Origin of the sequence: Sulfuricurvum kujiense DSM 16994 (assembly GCF_000183725.1) — a bacterium.
GTDB classification, from domain to species: domain Bacteria; phylum Campylobacterota; class Campylobacteria; order Campylobacterales; family Sulfurimonadaceae; genus Sulfuricurvum; species Sulfuricurvum kujiense.
The window spans coordinates 974,715-993,582 of record NC_014762.1 but is presented as its reverse complement, the minus strand read 5'-3'; the positions used below and the strand labels follow the sequence as shown (position 1 = coordinate 993,582).

At 42.1% G+C, this 18,868-nt stretch carries 18 protein-coding genes; 13 read left to right on the top strand and 5 right to left on the bottom strand.

What is annotated here, in order from left to right; translation table 11 throughout:
* Positions 1-724: 724 nt before the first annotated feature.
* Positions 725-1,513, bottom strand: a complete 789-nt coding sequence (gene flgG, locus SULKU_RS04980; protein WP_013459845.1) for a flagellar basal-body rod protein FlgG — start codon at positions 1,511-1,513, stop codon at positions 725-727.
* Positions 1,514-1,530: 17 nt separating this feature from the next.
* Positions 1,531-2,343 carry a flagellar hook-basal body protein gene (locus SULKU_RS04975; protein WP_013459844.1) on the bottom strand — a complete coding sequence of 271 codons (813 nt, stop codon included), beginning with the start codon at positions 2,341-2,343 and terminating at the stop codon, positions 1,531-1,533.
* A 144-nt stretch (positions 2,344-2,487) separates the two neighbouring features.
* Here SULKU_RS04975 and rpoD point away from each other — a divergent pair, with 144 nt between their 5' ends.
* Together rpoD and SULKU_RS04965 are read left to right on the top strand one after the other, a co-directional pair.
* Complete coding sequence (gene rpoD, locus SULKU_RS04970) at positions 2,488-4,350, top strand: RNA polymerase sigma factor RpoD (RefSeq protein ID WP_013459843.1); 1,863 nt, start codon at positions 2,488-2,490, stop codon at positions 4,348-4,350.
* Positions 4,350-5,036 carry a hypothetical protein gene (locus SULKU_RS04965; RefSeq protein ID WP_013459842.1) on the top strand — a complete coding sequence of 229 codons (687 nt, stop codon included), beginning with the start codon at positions 4,350-4,352 and terminating at the stop codon, positions 5,034-5,036. Before rpoD ends, SULKU_RS04965 begins: the two co-directional genes overlap by 1 nt.
* Here SULKU_RS04965 and SULKU_RS04960 read toward each other — a convergent pair.
* From SULKU_RS04960 to hemL, 3 genes are read right to left on the bottom strand one after another with little or no spacing between them, the layout of a single operon-like run.
* Complete coding sequence (locus SULKU_RS04960) at positions 5,011-5,451, bottom strand: hypothetical protein (protein ID WP_013459841.1); 441 nt, start codon at positions 5,449-5,451, stop codon at positions 5,011-5,013. The two genes, SULKU_RS04965 and SULKU_RS04960, sit on opposite strands and share 26 nt — an antisense overlap.
* The gene (locus tag SULKU_RS04955; protein WP_013459840.1) at positions 5,451-5,753 is read right to left on the bottom strand and encodes an AtpZ/AtpI family protein; all 303 of its coding nucleotides are present in this window, start codon (positions 5,751-5,753) and stop codon (positions 5,451-5,453) included. The genes SULKU_RS04960 and SULKU_RS04955 overlap by 1 nt, the downstream gene beginning before the upstream one ends.
* Positions 5,753-7,036, bottom strand: a complete 1,284-nt coding sequence (gene hemL, locus SULKU_RS04950) for a glutamate-1-semialdehyde 2,1-aminomutase (protein WP_013459839.1) — start codon at positions 7,034-7,036, stop codon at positions 5,753-5,755. The genes SULKU_RS04955 and hemL overlap by 1 nt, the downstream gene beginning before the upstream one ends.
* Before the next feature lie 104 nt (positions 7,037-7,140).
* On the opposite strand from hemL, the gene tgt reads away from it, so the two are divergent.
* The 11 genes from tgt to SULKU_RS04895 all read left to right on the top strand — a co-directional run bounded on the left by tgt (position 7,141) and on the right by SULKU_RS04895 (position 18,866).
* The gene (gene tgt, locus SULKU_RS04945) at positions 7,141-8,262 is read left to right on the top strand and encodes a tRNA guanosine(34) transglycosylase Tgt (protein ID WP_013459838.1); all 1,122 of its coding nucleotides are present in this window, start codon (positions 7,141-7,143) and stop codon (positions 8,260-8,262) included.
* Between the two features lies 1 nt (position 8,263).
* The gene (locus SULKU_RS04940; protein ID WP_013459837.1) at positions 8,264-9,046 is read left to right on the top strand and encodes a pyridoxine 5'-phosphate synthase; all 783 of its coding nucleotides are present in this window, start codon (positions 8,264-8,266) and stop codon (positions 9,044-9,046) included.
* On the top strand, positions 9,034-9,972 hold the full coding sequence (gene pdxA, locus SULKU_RS04935) for a 4-hydroxythreonine-4-phosphate dehydrogenase (protein ID WP_013459836.1): 939 nt from the start codon (positions 9,034-9,036) through the stop codon (positions 9,970-9,972). Before SULKU_RS04940 ends, pdxA begins: the two co-directional genes overlap by 13 nt.
* Positions 9,969-11,465, top strand: coding sequence for a coiled-coil domain-containing protein (locus SULKU_RS04930; protein ID WP_013459835.1), 1,497 nt, complete (start codon positions 9,969-9,971; stop codon positions 11,463-11,465). Before pdxA ends, SULKU_RS04930 begins: the two co-directional genes overlap by 4 nt.
* 94 nt (positions 11,466-11,559) lie before the next feature.
* Positions 11,560-12,333 (top strand): J domain-containing protein, encoded by a 774-nt coding sequence (locus tag SULKU_RS04925; RefSeq protein WP_013459834.1) that lies wholly within the window; start codon positions 11,560-11,562, stop codon positions 12,331-12,333.
* 137 nt (positions 12,334-12,470) lie between these two features.
* Complete coding sequence (locus SULKU_RS04920; protein ID WP_013459833.1) at positions 12,471-12,830, top strand: response regulator; 360 nt, start codon at positions 12,471-12,473, stop codon at positions 12,828-12,830.
* A gap of 13 nt (positions 12,831-12,843) precedes the next feature.
* The gene (locus SULKU_RS04915; protein WP_013459832.1) at positions 12,844-13,122 is read left to right on the top strand and encodes an STAS domain-containing protein; all 279 of its coding nucleotides are present in this window, start codon (positions 12,844-12,846) and stop codon (positions 13,120-13,122) included.
* Positions 13,115-15,208: a chemotaxis protein CheA gene (locus SULKU_RS04910; protein WP_013459831.1), complete on the top strand. Its 2,094-nt coding sequence runs from the start codon at positions 13,115-13,117 to the stop codon at positions 15,206-15,208. Before SULKU_RS04915 ends, SULKU_RS04910 begins: the two co-directional genes overlap by 8 nt.
* A gap of 14 nt (positions 15,209-15,222) precedes the next feature.
* Positions 15,223-17,385 carry a methyl-accepting chemotaxis protein gene (locus SULKU_RS14325; RefSeq protein WP_013459830.1) on the top strand — a complete coding sequence of 721 codons (2,163 nt, stop codon included), beginning with the start codon at positions 15,223-15,225 and terminating at the stop codon, positions 17,383-17,385.
* 8 nt (positions 17,386-17,393) lie between these two features.
* Entirely contained in the window at positions 17,394-17,888 is a 495-nt protein-coding gene (locus tag SULKU_RS04900; protein ID WP_013459829.1) for a chemotaxis protein CheW, read from the top strand.
* Between the two features lie 9 nt (positions 17,889-17,897).
* On the top strand, positions 17,898-18,866 hold the full coding sequence (locus tag SULKU_RS04895; RefSeq protein WP_013459828.1) for a chemotaxis protein CheV: 969 nt from the start codon (positions 17,898-17,900) through the stop codon (positions 18,864-18,866).
* Positions 18,867-18,868: the final 2 nt, after the last annotated feature.

Here is an 18,868-nt window from a genome sequence, read left to right as displayed (position 1 = left end):
TTATATATTTAAGATTTCTTTTCTCTACACCTTCTTTAAAAATAGAAATTTTTTCTTCTATGATTTTGTATCTATCAGCAGACAAGAGTGTGAGGGCAGCTAGTCTTTTTCCATTTTCAGAAACAGAAAAAGCGTCACTATTGATCTCTTTTTTGTACTGTTTAATTAGCTTAACCCTCTCATCATTACTCTCCTTCCACTCTTTTATTAATACTAATATCTCTTTAATTTGAGTTTTTGCCATTTCTGCACGGGATTGTTTAAGAAGGGAATTTAAATTTTTGACAATTGATACATACTCATCTTCATAGTTTTGTGCATATGTCTCATCAAATAAGAGCTGATATCCTCTTAAATTCATCATAAGTTTTGCTTCTGAGGTTTCCAAACTTCCTATGTCGCCAACTCTTTTTATAGCTCTATCGGCATCGGCATTCCCTTTGAAAGTCAGATACGCAATGATTGAAAATCCTAAAATTAATAGCGTAAAAAAAAGCGTTAATTTACTCTTGATAGTTCCAAAACTCATGATATACCCTCCTATCATTTCACAATTGAAAACGATTATATTCCCTTTCTCTTTATGATTCCTTTTATTTAATACTTTGGAACAATAAAAAATTAGCTGGAATAAATAGTAAATGAGTTATAAACGAGTAAGATTACAGTAAAGTAGAATTTAAAAATCAGAAGCCATCATAATGGCACTGATTAGGAAGATTTATTAACGTTTCAAGCCGTTCGTTGTCGCAAGCATTTCATCACTCGTGGTGATCACTTTGGAATTGGCATCATAGGCACGCTGTCCCGTAATCAAATCGGTAAGCTCGACAACCAATTGTACGTTTGAGAGTTCCACGAACCCTTGTCGGATATTTCCGATCCCGTTCTCACCGGGAGTCCCCTCGATCGGCTGACCTGAACTGTCGGTTTCAACAAAAAGGTTATCTCCCATCGCATGCAAACCGGCCGGATTGATAAAGCTGGTCAAAGAGATTTGCCCCACTTGGGTTGCTTGGGCCTGCCCCGATTGGGTAACGCTGACGATACCGTCGGTACCGATGCTGATGTTGGTTGCATCTTCGGGAATAACGACTTCCGGAACCAGTTTGTACCCGTCAGAGTTTACGATCGTTCCGTTTTCATCTATTTTAAAAGAACCGTTGCGGCTGTAGACTTCGGTTCCGTTCGGCAGTTCAAGTTTGAAAAAACCTTTTCCGGTAATCGCCAAATCAAGAGAATTATCCGTTTGTTTTAGACTCCCCTCGGTAAAGATTTTATTGATTGATGTAGGACGTACCCCAAGCCCCACTTCGATCCCCGTCGGTGATTTGGTCGTATCGCTGGTGGAGGTTCCGGCATAGGTCATGACTTTATACATCAAATCGGCAAATTCGGCACGGGATTTTTTATATCCCATAGTGTTAACGTTGGCAATATTATTGGCAGTGGTATCGATTTGGGTTTGCATAGAGAGCATCCCCGTTGAGCTGGTATAAAGTGATTGCATCATAGTCTTATTTCCTTATCTTATCGACGTGTTACCGCGAGTTTTTCAATCGCGTCTTTATTTAGATCATTCATTTGCGAATCCATCGCTTTTTGATACATCCCCACCAAACGGTTTGCTTCGACCAAAGCGATCATCTCATTGACGGCATTGACATTACTTTTTTCAATAAATCCCTGCATAACGCTTCCGCTTTCCGCCAACGGCGTAAGAGGATCAGCCGCTTCTGGCAAATAAAGGTTATTTCCCTCTTTCATAATATTTCTGATATTTTGAGGTTCTACCACTAAAAGTCTTTTATTGGCAACCATCTGTGTCGTCCCCGGGACATTGGTTGAAAACTGACCGTTTTTATCGAGTGTGATTACACTGTCCTGCGGATTGAAAGTTATCGGTGTTTTATCAGCCGCAAGAACCTCGTGCCCTTGTTTATTGACCAGTTTCCCCTCATCATTCAAAGTGAATGAGCCGTCACGGGTAAGACGTATCCCCTGCGGTGTATTGACTGCAAAAAACTGACCCTCTTTGGAAAGGGCCAGGTCAAACGTGTTATCCGTCCGCTGCATCGCACCCAGACTTTGGTCCGTATACGCATCGGTTATTTGAGGGACACGGGAAAGTGCACGATTGAAATACTGCGCCGCCGCCTCCGTTTGATTGGCAATCGGAAGCTCACTTTGCGCCGTTTTATACAGACGTGCGAAGTCTCCCGTAATCAATTGATCTCTTTTATAGCCAGCAGTATTGGCATTGGCAAGGTTTGACGCAATCGTGTCCATACGATTAAACTGCGCTACCATCCCGCCTGTTGCCGCATAATATCCGGTCTGCATTCATCATCCTTGTGGAGTGTTACGGTTTTGTTAGCAACAAGTGTTCCACTCTATGCAAATTTTAAAGACACTCATAAAATAACACTCTTTAAGAAAAATTTCGGTATAATCCAACTCTTTTAACGTTAAGGGAGTCCTCCTCGTATGAGTGTCAAAGATCTAAATAAACATCTCGAAACCCTATTTTCCGAACATAAATCTAAAAATTGTCTCACGTATGAAACAATTGTCGATCCTTTTGACAAACAGCCTACCCTTGCACAAGCAAAAAACATCCTTAAATTGGCACAGAAACATAAAATTTGCCTATTTACTTCTTCTGAACATGCCAAAATGCTCAATCAGCAAGAAGCCGCCGCTAAGCGTGCCGCACAACTGAAATACATCGAAGAAGCCAGCGGAGACGAGTTCGACATTCTTAAGCAGCATGAATTGCTCGAGTGGTCGCGTTCTGATTCTCCCGTACGTATGTATCTTCGCGAAATGGGTCAGATCCCTCTTCTCACCAAAGAAGAAGAAGTTGAGATTTCCAAACGGATGGAGATGGGGGAAGGGATTATCATCGATGCGATCTGCTCGGTTCCCTATCTGATCGATTTCATCCTTGACTATAAAGATCCGCTGATCAATCGCGAACGCCGTGTCAAAGAACTTTTCAAAAGCTTTGAAGAAGAGAACGAAGATGACAGTGAAGATGATAGCGATGACGAGGGCGATGATGATGAATCAACCGAAAAAGCCCCGTCGGTAAAAGATAAAAAACGGGTAGAAAAAGTCGTAACTTCTTTTAAAGCGCTTGAAAAAGCGAAAAAAGAGTGGGTAAAAGCGACAGAAAAAATGTTGGAAGAACGCTCTATCGATGAGATGGATGCGGAGTACGTACTATTCTTCCTCAATGTCAGCTTCAAGAAAAAAATGCTGAAAGAGGCATTGCTCGACCTCGGACCGACCTCTAAACTGATCAACGAACTTGTCCGCTCCATGGAAACGGCATTGCGCAGTGACGAAGGGTTTGACCGTGAGTTGAAACGTTTGGAATACAAGCTTCCGCTATTCAACGATCAGCTTAAAAAGAATCACACATTGATTCTCAATAAAATCTGCGATTTGACCAAAGAAGAGATCGCGACGAAAGTTCCCGAAGCGACGATGGTCAGCACCTATATGGAGATCAAAAAACTGATCCAGACCAAAGAGGCGTCCAAAGGGGGCTTCAATATGGAGCCGGAAAAACTGGCCGACATTTTGGAGCAGATCAAACGGGGTAAAAATATCTCTGAAGTCTCTAAAACCCGTATGGCAAAATCGAATCTCCGTCTCGTTGTCTCGATTGCGAAGCGTTATACCAACCGCGGTCTCCCTTTCCTCGATTTGATTCAGGAAGGAAATATCGGCTTAATGAAAGCGGTCGATAAATTCGAGTACCAAAAAGGGTACAAATTTTCGACCTATGCGACATGGTGGATTCGTCAGGCAATCAGCCGTGCGATTGCCGATCAGGCACGTACCATCCGTATCCCGATCCATATGATCGAAACAATCAACCGTATCAACAAAATCATGCGTAAACACCTCCAAGAGCACGGAAAAGAGCCGGATGTCGAAACCATCGCAGAAGAAGTGGGGCTTTCAGTTGAAAAAGTCAAAAACGTCATCAAAATCACCAAAGAGCCGATCTCTCTCGAAGCTCCTATCGGTAACGAAGAAGACGGACGTTTCGGAGATTTCATCGAAGATAAAATGTCTCTCTCTCCGAGCGATGCCATTTTGAAAGACGATTTGAAGGTTCAAATCGAAAGTGTTCTCGAGCAGCTTAATGAACGTGAAAAAGCGGTTATTAAAATGCGTTTCGGAATCATGGATGACGAGAGTGACCGCACACTCGAAGAGATCGGTAAAGAGCTTAACGTTACCCGTGAACGTGTTCGCCAAATCGAAAGCAGTGCGATCAAAAAACTGAAACACCCGAAAGTGGGTCGTAAACTTAAAAACTACATCGAGGACTGATGACGTTTGATCAGCAATGGATTGAGTACGATTTTAATCCGTTTATCCTTTTTAATTCCAACGGTAAGATCGTGTCCCTCAATACCGAGGCACAATACCTCCTCGGTGCAATAGACGCTTCCGCTATCTATAAAATAGCGACTACCTATGCCAATTCGTCGTTCGGATTCAAAACAACCTTTTTGGAACTCGAGTTCGGGCGGTTCAAATTTTTCGGAATTACGGTCGGTTACGAAGACGAAGAACAAATCGGCATCCGACTCTATCAGCTCCCCTCTTTTCAATTTACGGCACAAAAACCTGACGGGCAGTTGGTTAATGTCTATACGCTGATCGATTTATGCATCAGTTCAAATTCGATCGGTTCATCCACTAAATATCTCAAAGAACTCGATCCGACCATCCCAGAAATCCGTCTTCACACCGAAATTTTTATCAAACTTCTCAATAAGATCTATATCTCTATGGCAAACAATGAAAAGATTTTAACCCGATTGTTTTTTCGCGTCGGAGAGCATATCAAATTTGAGGGTGAAAAATATTCGCTCTTTTCCATCGAAATATCCGCAGACTCGGTTACACGCAAATATCTCCCTGAAATCACCCATTTAGCAGAAGAGAATAATCTCTTTATCGATCACAAAGAGAATAAGATTACGATCAACGTTCCGATGATCGTGAAATAAACAGCTTTTTAGCAAGCAGGTATCCTACAGGTATTCCCGCCGCCAAACCGATTAAATACGGTAATACCGATAATGCATGTGTGTTACTCAATGCGATAAACCCGAGCACCAGTACTGCATAGGGAATTAGGCGATAAACGGATACCATCGCTGAAGCATTTTGGGTCGTATTTTTGAGTACATTGCCTTTTTGGCGCGCTTTCTCTTCTTTAATCATCTGCTTGATATCGGTAATTTCCTGTTCACGATCCTCTTCGTATAGATCATACGGATCATCCATCATATCGATGCTGTCTTTCATATCCTCTACATTCACGTCACCGATACGGCTTCGAATCATGTTGCGATACGAATAGAGCGATCCCGTAACGATCAGCATCGATGAAATCATCGCGACTAGAAAACTGCTCAACATCAATCTTCGTCCTCATCATCGTCTTTTTGAGATTGTCCCATATTATACCGGGGGTCTTTTGCCAGCTTTTCGAATTCTTTGTATTGTTTGCTGTAGGCTTTGTAGACATTCATAATCGCTGCGGCGATTCCGATCCCGACCCCGACCCATAGAAGCCATGTAATACCGGTTAGCTTTTTAAGCCCCAATCCGATAGCCACACCGATCAATACGGCAACGACCATCGAAATGCCGAGGGATAAAGTTTCCGCCCCTTCGATAATCGGTTTTAAGCGGGGTTTTTCTTGCGTATTTTCTTCCATTACAGTTCTCCGAAAATTTTGTTCGCGGCGGCAATCGTCTCTTCGATCATCGCATCGGTTGTTGCGGTAGAGATAAAGCCCGTCTCGAACTGTGAGCAGGCAAAATAGAATCCCGCGTCGAGCATTGCCGCATGAAACTTGGCAAACCGAGCCGTATCACTTTTCAATGCCTCTGCAAAATTGGTTACAGACTCACCGCTGAAGAAAAATCCGAACATAGAACCGCGTACATCCGTTTGCAAGCCTATATTGTGTTTAGCAGCCGCTTCGGCAAAGCCGTTCATCAACCGTTTGGCGCGCTCTTCGAGGACATTAAAAACTCGTGCATTGGTTTTGAGTTTATTGATCGAAGCCAATCCTGCCGCCATCGCTACCGGATTACCGCTGAGGGTTCCAGCCTGATAGACGCCTCCCTCTGGTGAGAGATGCGCCATAATCTCACGACGTCCGCCGAACGCGCCGACTGGCATACCGCCGCCGATCACTTTACCCAAAGTCACAAGGTCAGGTTTGGTTCCCGTAATGCTCTCAGCACCGTGCAGACACGCACGAAATCCGCTCATAACTTCGTCGAAAATCAGCAATGCACCGTATTGATCACACACTGCGCGCAGTTCGGAAAGAAAATCTTTGTTCGCGGGAACGAGTCCCATATTTCCGGCAATCGGTTCGATAATAACGCAGGCAATCCCCGGGCTGTCTTGGAAGCATTTTTTAACACTTTCGATATTGTTGTATTCGGCCAATAACGTGTGTTTGGTAAAATCGGCAGGAACCCCAGGTGAACTCGGTGTTCCGAACGTCACGGCACCTGAACCCGCTTGGACAAGAAGCGCATCGCTGTGCCCGTGGTAGCACCCCGTAAATTTAACAATATCATCACGCCCCGTAAAGCCGCGTGCAAGACGGATAGCGCTCATAACCGCTTCGGTTCCGCTGCTGACAAAACGGATTTTTTCAATCGAATCGTAAATCGAGATAATAAGCTCTGCAAGTTCGGACTCCGCTTCGGTAGGGGCACCGAAACTAAGCCCGTGTTTTACCGCTTCGATCACCGCATTTTCGATACTCTCGTCACGATGACCGAAAATTAACGGTCCCCAGCTTTGAACGTAGTCAATGTAGCGGTTTTCATCGATATCGATCAAATAACCGCCCTCACCTCTGGAAATAAAACGGGGAATTCCGCCGACGCTTTTAAACGCGCGAACCGGTGAATTGACACCCCCCGGAATAAGTTGCTGGGCTTTTTCGAAAGCTGTTTGAGAGTGTTCGATACTCATAAAATATCCTGCATAATTGTTTTCAGTATTATAGAATGTTAATGCTTTGGAGTTGCCTATAAACCTAATGTACGGTAAAATAACGAAAAAACGTAAGGCTTTTTATGCAATTTAACGTCGATGCCACGTGTGGCAAAGCAAGAGCGTGCACCATTACTACGGCACACTCTACGATCCAAACCCCCATTTTTATGCCCGTCGGAACGGTAGGATCGGTTAAAGCGCTCGACATGGCGGATATGACGGAACTTTTGGATACTCAGATCATTCTTGCCAATACGTACCACATGTATTTACGCCCCGGAGACGAAACCGTCGCCAAAATGGGAGGATTGCACGGCTATACAACCTATCCGAACAGCTTTTTGACCGACAGCGGCGGATTTCAGGCATTCAGTCTCAGCGATATCTCCAAACCGACCGAATCGGGGATCGAGTTTAGAAGCCACATCGACGGGAGCAAACATTTTTTTACCCCCGAAAAAGTGATCGACATCCAAAACAATCTGAACAGTGACATAATGATGATTTTGGACGATCTCGTCGCCCTCCCCGCCACGCAGGAGAGGATCAAAACCTCGATACAGCGGACGACTCAGTGGGCACAGCAATCGATCGATTATCACCGCTACAACCAGAGCAAAGGGATCGGAATCAATCAAAATATCTTCGCGATCATACAGGGGGGAACCGATTTTAATTTCCGTACCCAATCGGCTGAAGAACTGTGTGCAATGGATTATGACGGATTTGCTATCGGAGGATTATCGGTCGGAGAATCCAATAATCTCATGTACGATACGGTAGAGCACACTACCCCTCTGATGCCTGCCGACAAACCGCGCTATCTGATGGGAGTCGGGACACCCGAAGATTTGGTCGAAAATATCGAGCGGGGCGTCGATATGTTCGACTGCGTTATGCCGACCCGTAATGCCCGTAACGGAACACTTTTCACAACTTTCGGAAAAGTAAACATCAAAGGTGCCGTCTACAAATACGATGCTCAGCCGATCGATCCGGATTGTCAGTGCTATACCTGCCGCCGATACAGCCGTGCCTATCTGCATCATCTTTTCCGCTCACGCGAGATTACCTATTTCCGTCTCGCATCGCTCCATAATCTTCACTACTATCTGTGGCTGGTACGACAGGCACGCGAAGCCATCATTGCAGGTCAGTTTATAGAATTTAAAAAGGATTTTTATGCACGTCGACAGAGCTAAAATGACCCTAGGGGTCAATATTGACCATATTGCCGTCCTACGGGAAGCGCGTAAAATTAACGATCCCGATCCTCTGATGGCACTGGCGATATGCGCTCAAAGCGGTGCAGACCAAATCACGATTCATTTGCGCGAAGACCGCCGTCATATTCATGATGAAGACGCACGCCGTATCATTGCATCGTCCTCTCTTCCCGTAAATTTGGAGTGTGCGATTGAGCCTTCCATTATCGATATTGTCTGCTCACTGCGTCCTCATCGCGCGACCCTTGTTCCTGAAAAGCGTCAAGAGGTAACGACAGAGGGGGGATTGGACGTTCTCGGAAACTACGACGCGATTTTCAACGCCGTTAAAAAATTGCAGGAACACGAAATAGATGTTTCCCTCTTTATCGATCCTACGCACGAAGCAATAAAAGCTTCCGAGCAGCTCGGTGTGCAGTGGATAGAACTGCACACCGGAAGCTATGCGAATCTCTACGCGATGCGCCACAGTGCCCTGCCCCATTCTCACCACAGTATTGAATCACTGAACCTCTCGCGCCGTGAATTGGACTCTCAGTTGGAAAATGCCTACGGTGCGATTGTCGATGCGGCCAATTATGCCCGATCACTCGGTTTAAAAGTAGCGGCCGGGCACGGACTCAATTACCAAAACATTGCCCCGATCGTTACCATCGATACTATCGAAGAGCTCAATATCGGCCAAAGCATCATAGCCCGCTCCGTATTTACAGGGCTCTCATCCGCCGTGAAAGATATGAAAGCATTATGTCAGCGCTGAAACGCATTGCTATCAGCGTCGGTGATCTAAACGGCGTAGGATTTGAGATAATACTAAAAGCCCATAATCAGATTAAACAAGTCTGTGATCCGCTTTATTGTATCAACTACACTATGGCACATCAGGCAGCACATTTATTGCATACTCAAATTCCCAATGACTTTCATATGTATAAAGTTTCGGGAGAATTCACCATTGAACCTGGAAAAGTATCGGCTTCAAGCGGACAATACAGCTATGATTCTTTTATCTCGGCGGCAGAACTGGCCAAATCTAAATCCGTTGATGCTATCGTCACCCTCCCCATCCACAAAGAAGCATGGATGAAGGCGGGAATCGAATATGTAGGCCATACCGATGCATTACGTGATCTTTTCAGCTGTAATGCGATTATGATGCTCGGATGCGAAAAACTCTACGTTGCACTTTATACTGAACACATTCCGTTACGTGAAGTCGTTTCCCATATTCAGCTCGATCCGTTAGTAGCCTTTTTACTCCAGCTTTTTTCTGAGACAGTGCATGAACCTATCGCCGTTTTAGGAGTTAACCCCCATGCTGGAGATCACGGTGTACTTGGGGATGAAGAAGAGATTATCGCAGCGGCTATCGAACGTGCCAACGCTCAACTCGGACGTGAAGTTTTTGTGGGTCCTGTCGTCCCCGATATTGCATTTACCCCCCGTTTTCGCCAAAACTACTCGATGATTGCAGCGATGTATCACGATCAAGGACTTGCTCCGCTCAAAGCGCTCTATTTTGATGAGGGGATTAATGTCTCTTTAGGGTTGCCTATCATCCGGACCTCCGTCGATCACGGGACAGCATTTGATATCGCGTACAAAAACAAAGCTTCCCTGTCAAGCTATATCAATGCCGTTTCTTCAGCGTTAGACTTTATTCAAATAAAGCGCGGTGAATCATGAATCCCCGGATTATTTTAGATATCGTCACCATTTTGGAAGAGAATTTACCCAAGTATCTCTATGCCCTGGACTTTACGACGGAACAGTACAAAAATATTCTCAGTAAACTTTTGATTGAGAATAATGAAGAGCTTTTTGATGAAAAAAAAGGCTCCATTCGAAAAGCATTGATCAAATACTTTTCCAAAAGTTATCAGGAGATCGAAGTACAGGTTACTTTTGCCTCATTTGCCCTTAAAAAACATTTTACAGACCCGTCAAAGTCTGAAGCGTATGACCGGATGCTTCATCAAAATACCGTTACGTTCCTCGACATATTAGAACGAAAAACCGATTTTTCCCCGATTCCCTATCTGGTTTCGATCCCGGAAAAAATACGTGAAGACATATTAGAGAATTTCCTGAAATTTAATAACGATATAGACATGGCCCGAAAAGTGACACGGCAACAGATTGAACAGATATTTAATCTCGACATGCGCGACATTGTCTTTTTTTTACGAGGCCGTATCACTATACGCCATTACACACCGCCTAGAAAATTTGCGGAAGGTGCGGACAAACGCTTTGCCGGTGAATCGATTGAAGATATGGAAGCTATGTACAATGCCTATTTTCCTGAAGGCGCATGGAGCAATATCGAACCGATTTTAGGAGAAGTCCTTGCTGAAAAACTAAATTTTTCACTTATTGACAACATCACCTTTACCCGAACATTTATCCCGGTATTCCGTTCTATGATCGAAATCATATTACTTGAAATCATAAAACCGGAAGATAGAAACAAAGTCGAGGGATTCAGCGGATATGTACTTCGGCAGTATTTTCACCAGATTCTCCTCTATACGGCAAAAAACCTTTTACAATATGTCGAGAATCGGGATAAAAATGCCGAAGCGTTTATCAAATATTTCGCTGATGAAGTTGTTATTGATGTCAACGGTAATAAAGTTCAAAAATATGCCATTACCGATTCCAAACAGCAAAAATGGAATTTTAGTGCCGTTATTTCAATCATGATGCAGTATAAACAGGTCAAACTGAAAATCATCTCCCAAAGAGAAACAATACAAATTGCGGAAAATGAATTCAATGACTGTCAGAATGAAGTCAGTATTGAAAAAAGCAATAAAGACGTTGTCGCCGAGAAACTAGCCGATCTGCAAGAAACTCTGGCGGAAAATGATGCAGCCGTCTTACGGCTCAAAAATCAAATCGGAACGACACCTGAAGAAAAAGTATCCTTAAAATCACAGATCAACAGACTCAATTATCACCAAACAGAACTTTTGGATCTGAAAAAAAAGACCGTAAACCAAATTGAACTCTGTAAGAATAAAATCGCCAATAAAATCAGTGAACTTACGCGACGACAACGAAAGCTGGATTATGAAAAAAAATCACTGCAGACGTATTTGGAACAGATGGCTGCTATATTAGAGACATACGAAAACATTGCACAAGCGTTAGCGACAGTTTTGACAAAACGATAATCTTCATTTCCGTACAGCACATTAAAATTTTTATGTGAATAAGCTGGAATGAACATTGCTATCGAATAATCAACTACCTCGAATGGGATTGATTATGCAGATTTTAATGGGTCCGCAACATACTCTTATCTATGTTGACGAATCGAAAATGAGTACTTACAATCTTTTTCACTTTATAGAAAATCAATTTTCATCCTATCATATTCACAAAAACCATCTTCTACTCCATTATTCGCAGGAAAATCATTATAAACATATTTTTTTGATCAAATGGCTCTACTCGATTCACAGAAAAACGCATAATAAAGATATCTTGCATTTTAAAGAGGTTCTTGTGAACCGAATCGAAAAACCTGTGAAGATCATCACTAAAAATGAGATCAAAAGGATCAATACGGTTGTCATACATATTTTAAATGACAAAATCCGATTTCAGCTTCTTGAAAAAAATGACAAATTATTAAAGGGATTGATTTGCCGACTAACGTCAGAAATTGAAAAAATATCCTATGAAAACAATTTTTTTGAAATCGCCATCCGTACGGACGGCATTAAACATACAATAAATGCTCTTTTGAATCAGAAACAAATTGACAATAACCATGTTATCTTTCAATGTGACAAAAGTCACTTGGATCGTGTTTTTGAAAGCACTCAAGAAAATGATCTATTATTGGATGCGTTAAAACTTTTAAATTCGCATCAGGATGAACATTTTGACGTGATAAAAGCACGTTATAAAAAACTTTTGATTCAATTTCATCCTGATAACGTCTATACTGACGGTTTTGAAAAAGTAAAAGAATATACAGATAAATTTCAAACATTACAACATTCCTATGAACTTATTAAAAGTTATTATCGGTAAGAATTAACGTATTTAGTTATTTTACACACATTTTTTTTCTCTTTTCAAAGTGTCAAAAAAGAGTTCAATCTTAAAGACGAATATAATTTCCATTTAATCTAATTTAGATTAAGATGCATTAAATGTAAGGAGAATCAATGGCTAATGTTTTAATTGTGGACGACTCAAGTTTGATCAGGAGTGTCGCCACATCAGCTATTAAAGAGGCCGGTCACAATCCGGTAGTAGCAACAAACGGTCAAGAAGGTTTAATGATGCTAGAGCAGCAGCACATCGATATCGTTTTTTCGGATGTAAACATGCCGATTATGGGCGGTCTAGATATGGTAGAGAATATTAAAGCCAATCCCAATTACAAATTCATCCCGGTAATCATGCTTACTACAGAAAGCAATCCTCTGTTAAAAGAGAGAGGCAAAGCGCTTGGGGTTAAAGCGTGGATGCTCAAACCTTTCAATAAAGAGAAGTTCTTTATGGTTCTTCAAAAACTAATGTAGCCAAAGTAAAAATATGTATAAACTTGAATTTGAAAAGCTCACGATTTACGAAGTCGAATCACTGCATAAAAGTTTATTAGAATGGTGCGAGAAGAGTGATAAGGAATTAATACTCGATTTGGGGAGTATCAATACCATAGACATTGCGGCTATACAACTTCTCATCGCAGCTCAAAAAACATGTGAAAAAAAATCAACTGAATTCATATTGAAAAACTTATCTGCTGAAGTACAAAATTCTATGCGCATTGCCGGGTGCGATACTCTCTTTAAAGGTTCTCTGCATGACTGAAGAACTCAAACTCTTTTTAGAAGACAGCGACGAACAGCTCAATTTCATGGAGAGTGCTTTGATCAATATGCAAGATCAAGGGGTCAATGAAGAGGATATCGGCGCTTTGTTTAGAGCTATGCATACGATCAAAGGAACAGCCGGTATGTTTAACTTTGACGATGTCGTCAGTTTCGCACACATTGCCGAAAATTTATTATCGGAAGTACGAGCCCAAAAAGTAGAATTGACTCCCGAACTTATCAGTCTGTTTTTGTTGTGCAAAGATCATACGGAATCCCTGATAAGCGCATCAATAGATCAAAAACCGATTGACGATGAGATAAGAGAAACAAACGATCGTTTAGTAGCCCAGCTTCTCAAATTTACACCCGGAAGTTCCGAAAGCGGCACAGACAGCTCTCTTTTCACCGAAACATCCGTCTCTTCGGATGGAGTTTCGGAAGAAACCCTCTGGCACATTAGCCTTGGTCTAAAAGTAGACTTTTTCAGTACCGGGATGGATGTTTTAAATTTAATCGCTTTTCTGAACAGATTGGGGAAAGTGATTAAAAAAGCTATCGTTACCGACCATATTCCGACATTAGAACATTATAACCCTATTGAAGCCTATATCGGATTTGAGCTACAGTTTTCTTCAAGAAGCAGCGCCTCAGAGATTGAAGAGGTATTTGAATTTGTGCTAGATGACATCGACCTTGTCATTTTCGAAACGGATGATAAGCAAAAACTTCTCAATTGGATCGACACCTTAGAAGAGAAGCAAAGCAAGGTTAAATTCCTCATTTCTAACGGTTTTTTTACCAAAGCAGATTTTGTCACTGAAGAAGAATCTCCGGTCATACAAAGCCCGCTCAAAAGCATCGAGACACGAGATGAAAATAAAGTTACGCAAGAAGAAACCAAATCAGCTAAGAAAGAGCAGCATAAAAGTTTTTCACTTCGGGTTGAGTCCAGTAAAATTGATCAGTTGATCAATCAAATGTCCGAAATGGTTATCGCCAATGCCAAAATAGCTCAGCGGGCAGATATACTCGATGACGCTGAATTAAGCGAATCCAGTGCCATTATGAGCGATATGCTCGAATCTGTCCGATCCAGTGTCATGAACATTAGAATGGTTCAAGTCGGAGACAGTTTTACTAAATTTAGAAGAATTGTTAATGATGCCGCTAAAAAACTAGGCAAAGAGATCGAATTTATCATCAACGGCGGAGAAACCGAACTCGACAAAACGGTGGTTGAAAAAATTTCAGATCCGTTGATGCATATGCTGAGAAATTCTATTGACCACGGTATCGAAACTCCTCAAGAGAGGATCGCAGCAGGCAAGCCTGAAAAAGGGACCGTAACTCTCAGCGCCTATCCCGATGCCGGAACAATCGTCATTAAAATCGTCGATGACGGCAAAGGACTAGATAAAGATAAAATTTTGGAAAAGGCGATTGCGCAAGGAATCGTCAATAAAAATCAAACCCTAACAAATAAAGAGATTTTTACCCTTATTTTTGCAGCAGGCTTATCAACAGCAGACCAAGTTTCGGATATTTCAGGCCGTGGAGTCGGCATGGATGTCGTCAAACGCAATATTGAAGAACTCAGAGGAACTGTCGAAATTGATTCCAAAGAAGGAGAAGGCTCTACATTTACCATTCGCTTACCATTAACGCTCGCTATTATCGATGGGTTTTTGATTCAGTCCGGAGATACCAAATACATTATCCCTTTAGAAATGATTCAAGAGTGTATCGAATTGAGTCCGGCATACAAAGAACATATGAAAGGGAACCATTTTATTAATCTAAGAGATTCCATCTTACCGCTTTTGGATATACGTACCCATTTCAACGAGGGAGAGAGCAGAAGTGGACGTGAAAACGTTGTTGTGCTCCGGTACGGGGAGTACAAAATGGGGCTCCAGGTAGATGAACTGTATGGTGAATTTCAAACGGTAATTAAACCGTTAGGGGATGTATTCGTAAACGTCGCGGGTATCAGCGGCGGAACTATTTTAGGGAGTGGAGAAATCGCACTAATCTTTGATATTCCGAAGTTGATAGAACAAAAAATGAGACAAATTAATTAAAAAAAGGAAAGAAAATGAACAACCTAAATCTAGACGTGACAGAGTTCGGTATCGCTGAAGCTGATGTTGCAAAGTATATTCGCCTAGGTCTTGAATGTGAGAAAAATCTCTCAACGTTAAATAAAGATTCTTTCACCGTTTTAAATGAAATTTCCGCAGGTTCTTTAAATACCAGACTCGACGTTACCCGTTACGAAGGAGTCTACAAAGAGGTAGCTCAATCTGTCAACGCCATGGCGGATGTGTACACAGGGTTTATGGACCGATTGCCGATCCCGGCTGTCGCTTTTGATAAGAACTTTACCATTAAATGGGCGAATGCTCTATCTGAAACAATTACGAGAAGTCCAAAAGGGGGAATGGTCGGGACAAAATGTTATAACCAGTTTCATGCCGACGATTGTAATACGACATCATGTGCATGCGATATGGCTATGCGAACGGATAAAATGTGCGATCATGAATGTCAAGCCAAACCGGTCGGCCTAACTAAAACGTTAGACATCAAATATTTCGGTTCGCCTCTAAAAGATACAAACGGTGTCATTGTCGGTTCTTTTGAATATATCTTGGATCAAACCGATGCTCAAGAAAAAACGAGAGAAATCGATAAAATCATGTCTTATACCAATAATGAGATCAAAGAATTACAAACCATTTTGGACAATGTGGCGAAAGGGGAACTCAATACCTACTACGTTCCAATGCCGACCCAAGATGCCGATTTGATTGATGCTAACAAAACATTTAGCGCATTGTCCGTCTATACGACTCATACCATCGATAATCTCAAAAGCATGATCTCTAACTTTGAAGTAGCCAGTGCAGCCGTAACTGTCGGTGAGCTATCAACCCGAGTGGATGACAAAGGGCTTGAGGGGGGATATAAAACCATTATAACCGCCGTCAATAATCTCCTTCACGATGTCGAAACAGCCTTTAAAGAAGTAAACGGCGGTATGGAACGTCTGGTAAACGGAAACTTCGTCGATAAAATCACAAATGAATACAAAGGGGACTATAACGTCACCAAAACAGCGATCAACAACGTTGCCGCGACGATGGAACTGATGCTCTCCAATTTTGAAGAAGCCGGAGCGGCTGTTGCGGTCGGAGACCTAAAAACTCAAGTAAAAAAAGAAGGTTTGATCGGCGGATACATGACCATAATCAATGCGGTCAACAGCCTTCTTAGAGATGTTGACGGTGGCTTTGCAGAAGTGATCAACGCATTAAAAGAGTTAGAAGCAGGGAATTTAACGTACAGAATCACAAAAGAGTACAAAGGTGATTATGATACGGTGAAACAAACGGCAAATAATTTGGGAACACAGTTGGAGAACATGGTTGCACAAATTAATGGTGCCGCGTATGAAATTACAAGTGCATCAGGGGGAGTCAGTTCTTCATCCCAATCTCTTTCAGCCGGAGCTACACAGCAAGCGTCTTCATTGGAAGAGACGAGTGCCGCATTGGAAGAGATGAGCGCAAGCATCAGCGAATCGGCTAAAAACGCTCAACAAACCAATCAATTGGCTGAAGAAGCGGCCTCTATGGCGATCGAAGGGGGAGATGCCGTCGTCAAAACCGTGCAAGCCATGCAAAGCATCAGCGAAAAAATCGGTATCATCGAAGACATCGTATATCAAACAAACCTTCTCGCCCTCAATGCGGCGATCGAAGCGGCTCGTGCAGGCGAGCACGGTAAAGGATTCGCCGTTGTCGCCGCAGAAGTTCGAAAATTGGCGAAACGTTCTCAAATAGCGGCTCAAGAGATTTCTCAGACTGCGAGTGAAAGCGTCAAAGTAAGCCAACGTGCAGGATCTTTGATCAGCGAAGTGGTTCCTAAAATTCAAAACACCGCTAAACTGGTAAAAGATATCGCCAATGCGGCAAAAGAGCAAGATGTCGGTATCGGACAAATTAATAGTGCCATGACACAGTTAGACCAAGTGACGCAAACGAATGCAGCATCATCGCAAGAGATGGCAAGTGCGGCGGTAGAGCTCAATGAACAAGCTAACAGTTTGATTCGAATGATGCAGTTCTTTAAAATTTCAAATACCGGAAATGCTACCTCTAACAATCCTTTAGCGAGAGTTTCATCGGCTTCACGTCCATCAGCGATTGCAGGAAATCAGAGTGGTTTGGATTTACGAAACTTTGATCGCTACTAAGGATTATCATGAATCATGAAGATGCACTGGAAGCTGAATTAGAGCAAGATGACCAATACCTCCTATTTTATGTAGGAGGAGACATCTATGCGATTAGAGCTTTAAGCACAAGTGAGATAGTTGAATATTCGACCATTACAAAAGTTCCGTTGATGCCCTCTTTCGTAAAAGGGGTAACGAATATTCGCGGAAATATCGTCCCTGTTATCGATATGCTTGATCGCTTTAATCTAGGCAAAACAGAGGTCAACAACAAAACATCGATTATTGTTGTCAACTACAAAAAAAATGACGAAACGACGACACAGCTCGGAATTATCATCGATGAAGTGTACGAAGTTGATGATATTGATAGCGACCTCATCCAAGAGACCCCGGGGTTTGGGACTAAAGTAGATAAAAAATTCATATCTAAGATGGGCAAATATCAGGGTGATTACATTGCGATTTTAGACACGCAAGCTATTTTGAATATCCAAGAATTGTCACGAGTAGTAAAATAAAGGGGCGTTATGACAACTTATAATACCGATGAGCTGGAAGACATTACGAAAATGGGGCTAACCGATATTGATGAGGATGAAGATGAATTGGATATCATCAAACTCGTCAGTACGAACGCCAATGACACCAGTCAATATCTTATTTTTGTAGGAAGTGACAACCAATACTACGCTAAAAATGTATCTAAAATTGAAGAGCTCCTCGTTTACAGTGATTTAAAAATTGCCAGAAATCCTGAGGGCGGACTAATCATAGGGACTGCTGATGTTCGCGGTAATATGACGACTATTGTCAATTTTGACCGCTGGTTCGGAAACAAAGTATTGGATGACAGTGAATATGAGTTGGTAATATTAGCCCATTACGGCGGTCATAAAATGGGAATCGTCGTTAAGAAAGTTGAATATATTGTCAATATCCCGGCCGAAACAATGATCGATAACTCCGAAAACAATGAAAAAACATCGTTCATTACGAAAGTACTGATTTCAGGAAAAGAGGAACTATGCAGCATTTTTGACAGCGATAAAATGCTTTTGGATGTTTTTGACAAAATCGATACAGATAGCCGTTTGCATTTCAAAGACCTGAAATCTATCGACAGAACTACTAAGAAAGTTATTTTTGCTGACGACAGCCGTTTTATCCGAAAAATGGTTGTAGAACTTTTCCATGCATTAAATGTGAATTATGTGATGTATACAAACGGAAAAGAGCTTATAGACGGAATCAAAAACATTCCGGACGACGAAATAGGGCTTTTTATAACCGATTTGGAGATGCCGGTGATGGGCGGCAGAGAAGTCATGAAATTTATAAGAGATAATAAGAGTTATGACTCTATCAAGATTATCGTCCACACGAATATGTCCAATGACAGTATGAAAGAAAATCTCGCGACAGCCGGTGCCGATAAAATAATCGGAAAAGTAAATATGCTTAAGCTTGGTGAAGCAATCCATGAATTGATCATCTAAGG

Excerpts from the sequence above, each read along its gene's own strand:
- flgG (WP_013459845.1), bottom strand. The coding sequence starts at position 1,513 with ATGATGCAATCACTTTATACCAGCTCAACGGGGATGCTCTCTATGCAA.
- SULKU_RS04975 (WP_013459844.1), bottom strand. The coding sequence starts at position 2,343 with ATGCAGACCGGATATTATGCGGCAACAGGCGGGATGGTAGCGCAGTTT.
- rpoD (WP_013459843.1), top strand. The coding sequence starts at position 2,488 with ATGAGTGTCAAAGATCTAAATAAACATCTCGAAACCCTATTTTCCGAA.
- SULKU_RS04965 (WP_013459842.1), top strand. The coding sequence starts at position 4,350 with ATGACGTTTGATCAGCAATGGATTGAGTACGATTTTAATCCGTTTATC.
- SULKU_RS04960 (WP_013459841.1), bottom strand. The coding sequence starts at position 5,451 with ATGTTGAGCAGTTTTCTAGTCGCGATGATTTCATCGATGCTGATCGTT.
- SULKU_RS04955 (WP_013459840.1), bottom strand. The coding sequence starts at position 5,753 with ATGGAAGAAAATACGCAAGAAAAACCCCGCTTAAAACCGATTATCGAA.
- hemL (WP_013459839.1), bottom strand. The coding sequence starts at position 7,036 with ATGAGTATCGAACACTCTCAAACAGCTTTCGAAAAAGCCCAGCAACTT.
- tgt (WP_013459838.1), top strand. The coding sequence starts at position 7,141 with ATGCAATTTAACGTCGATGCCACGTGTGGCAAAGCAAGAGCGTGCACC.
- SULKU_RS04940 (WP_013459837.1), top strand. The coding sequence starts at position 8,264 with ATGACCCTAGGGGTCAATATTGACCATATTGCCGTCCTACGGGAAGCG.
- pdxA (WP_013459836.1), top strand. The coding sequence starts at position 9,034 with ATGTCAGCGCTGAAACGCATTGCTATCAGCGTCGGTGATCTAAACGGC.
- SULKU_RS04930 (WP_013459835.1), top strand. The coding sequence starts at position 9,969 with ATGAATCCCCGGATTATTTTAGATATCGTCACCATTTTGGAAGAGAAT.
- SULKU_RS04925 (WP_013459834.1), top strand. The coding sequence starts at position 11,560 with ATGCAGATTTTAATGGGTCCGCAACATACTCTTATCTATGTTGACGAA.
- SULKU_RS04920 (WP_013459833.1), top strand. The coding sequence starts at position 12,471 with ATGGCTAATGTTTTAATTGTGGACGACTCAAGTTTGATCAGGAGTGTC.
- SULKU_RS04915 (WP_013459832.1), top strand. The coding sequence starts at position 12,844 with ATGTATAAACTTGAATTTGAAAAGCTCACGATTTACGAAGTCGAATCA.
- SULKU_RS04910 (WP_013459831.1), top strand. The coding sequence starts at position 13,115 with ATGACTGAAGAACTCAAACTCTTTTTAGAAGACAGCGACGAACAGCTC.
- SULKU_RS14325 (WP_013459830.1), top strand. The coding sequence starts at position 15,223 with ATGAACAACCTAAATCTAGACGTGACAGAGTTCGGTATCGCTGAAGCT.
- SULKU_RS04900 (WP_013459829.1), top strand. The coding sequence starts at position 17,394 with ATGAATCATGAAGATGCACTGGAAGCTGAATTAGAGCAAGATGACCAA.
- SULKU_RS04895 (WP_013459828.1), top strand. The coding sequence starts at position 17,898 with ATGACAACTTATAATACCGATGAGCTGGAAGACATTACGAAAATGGGG.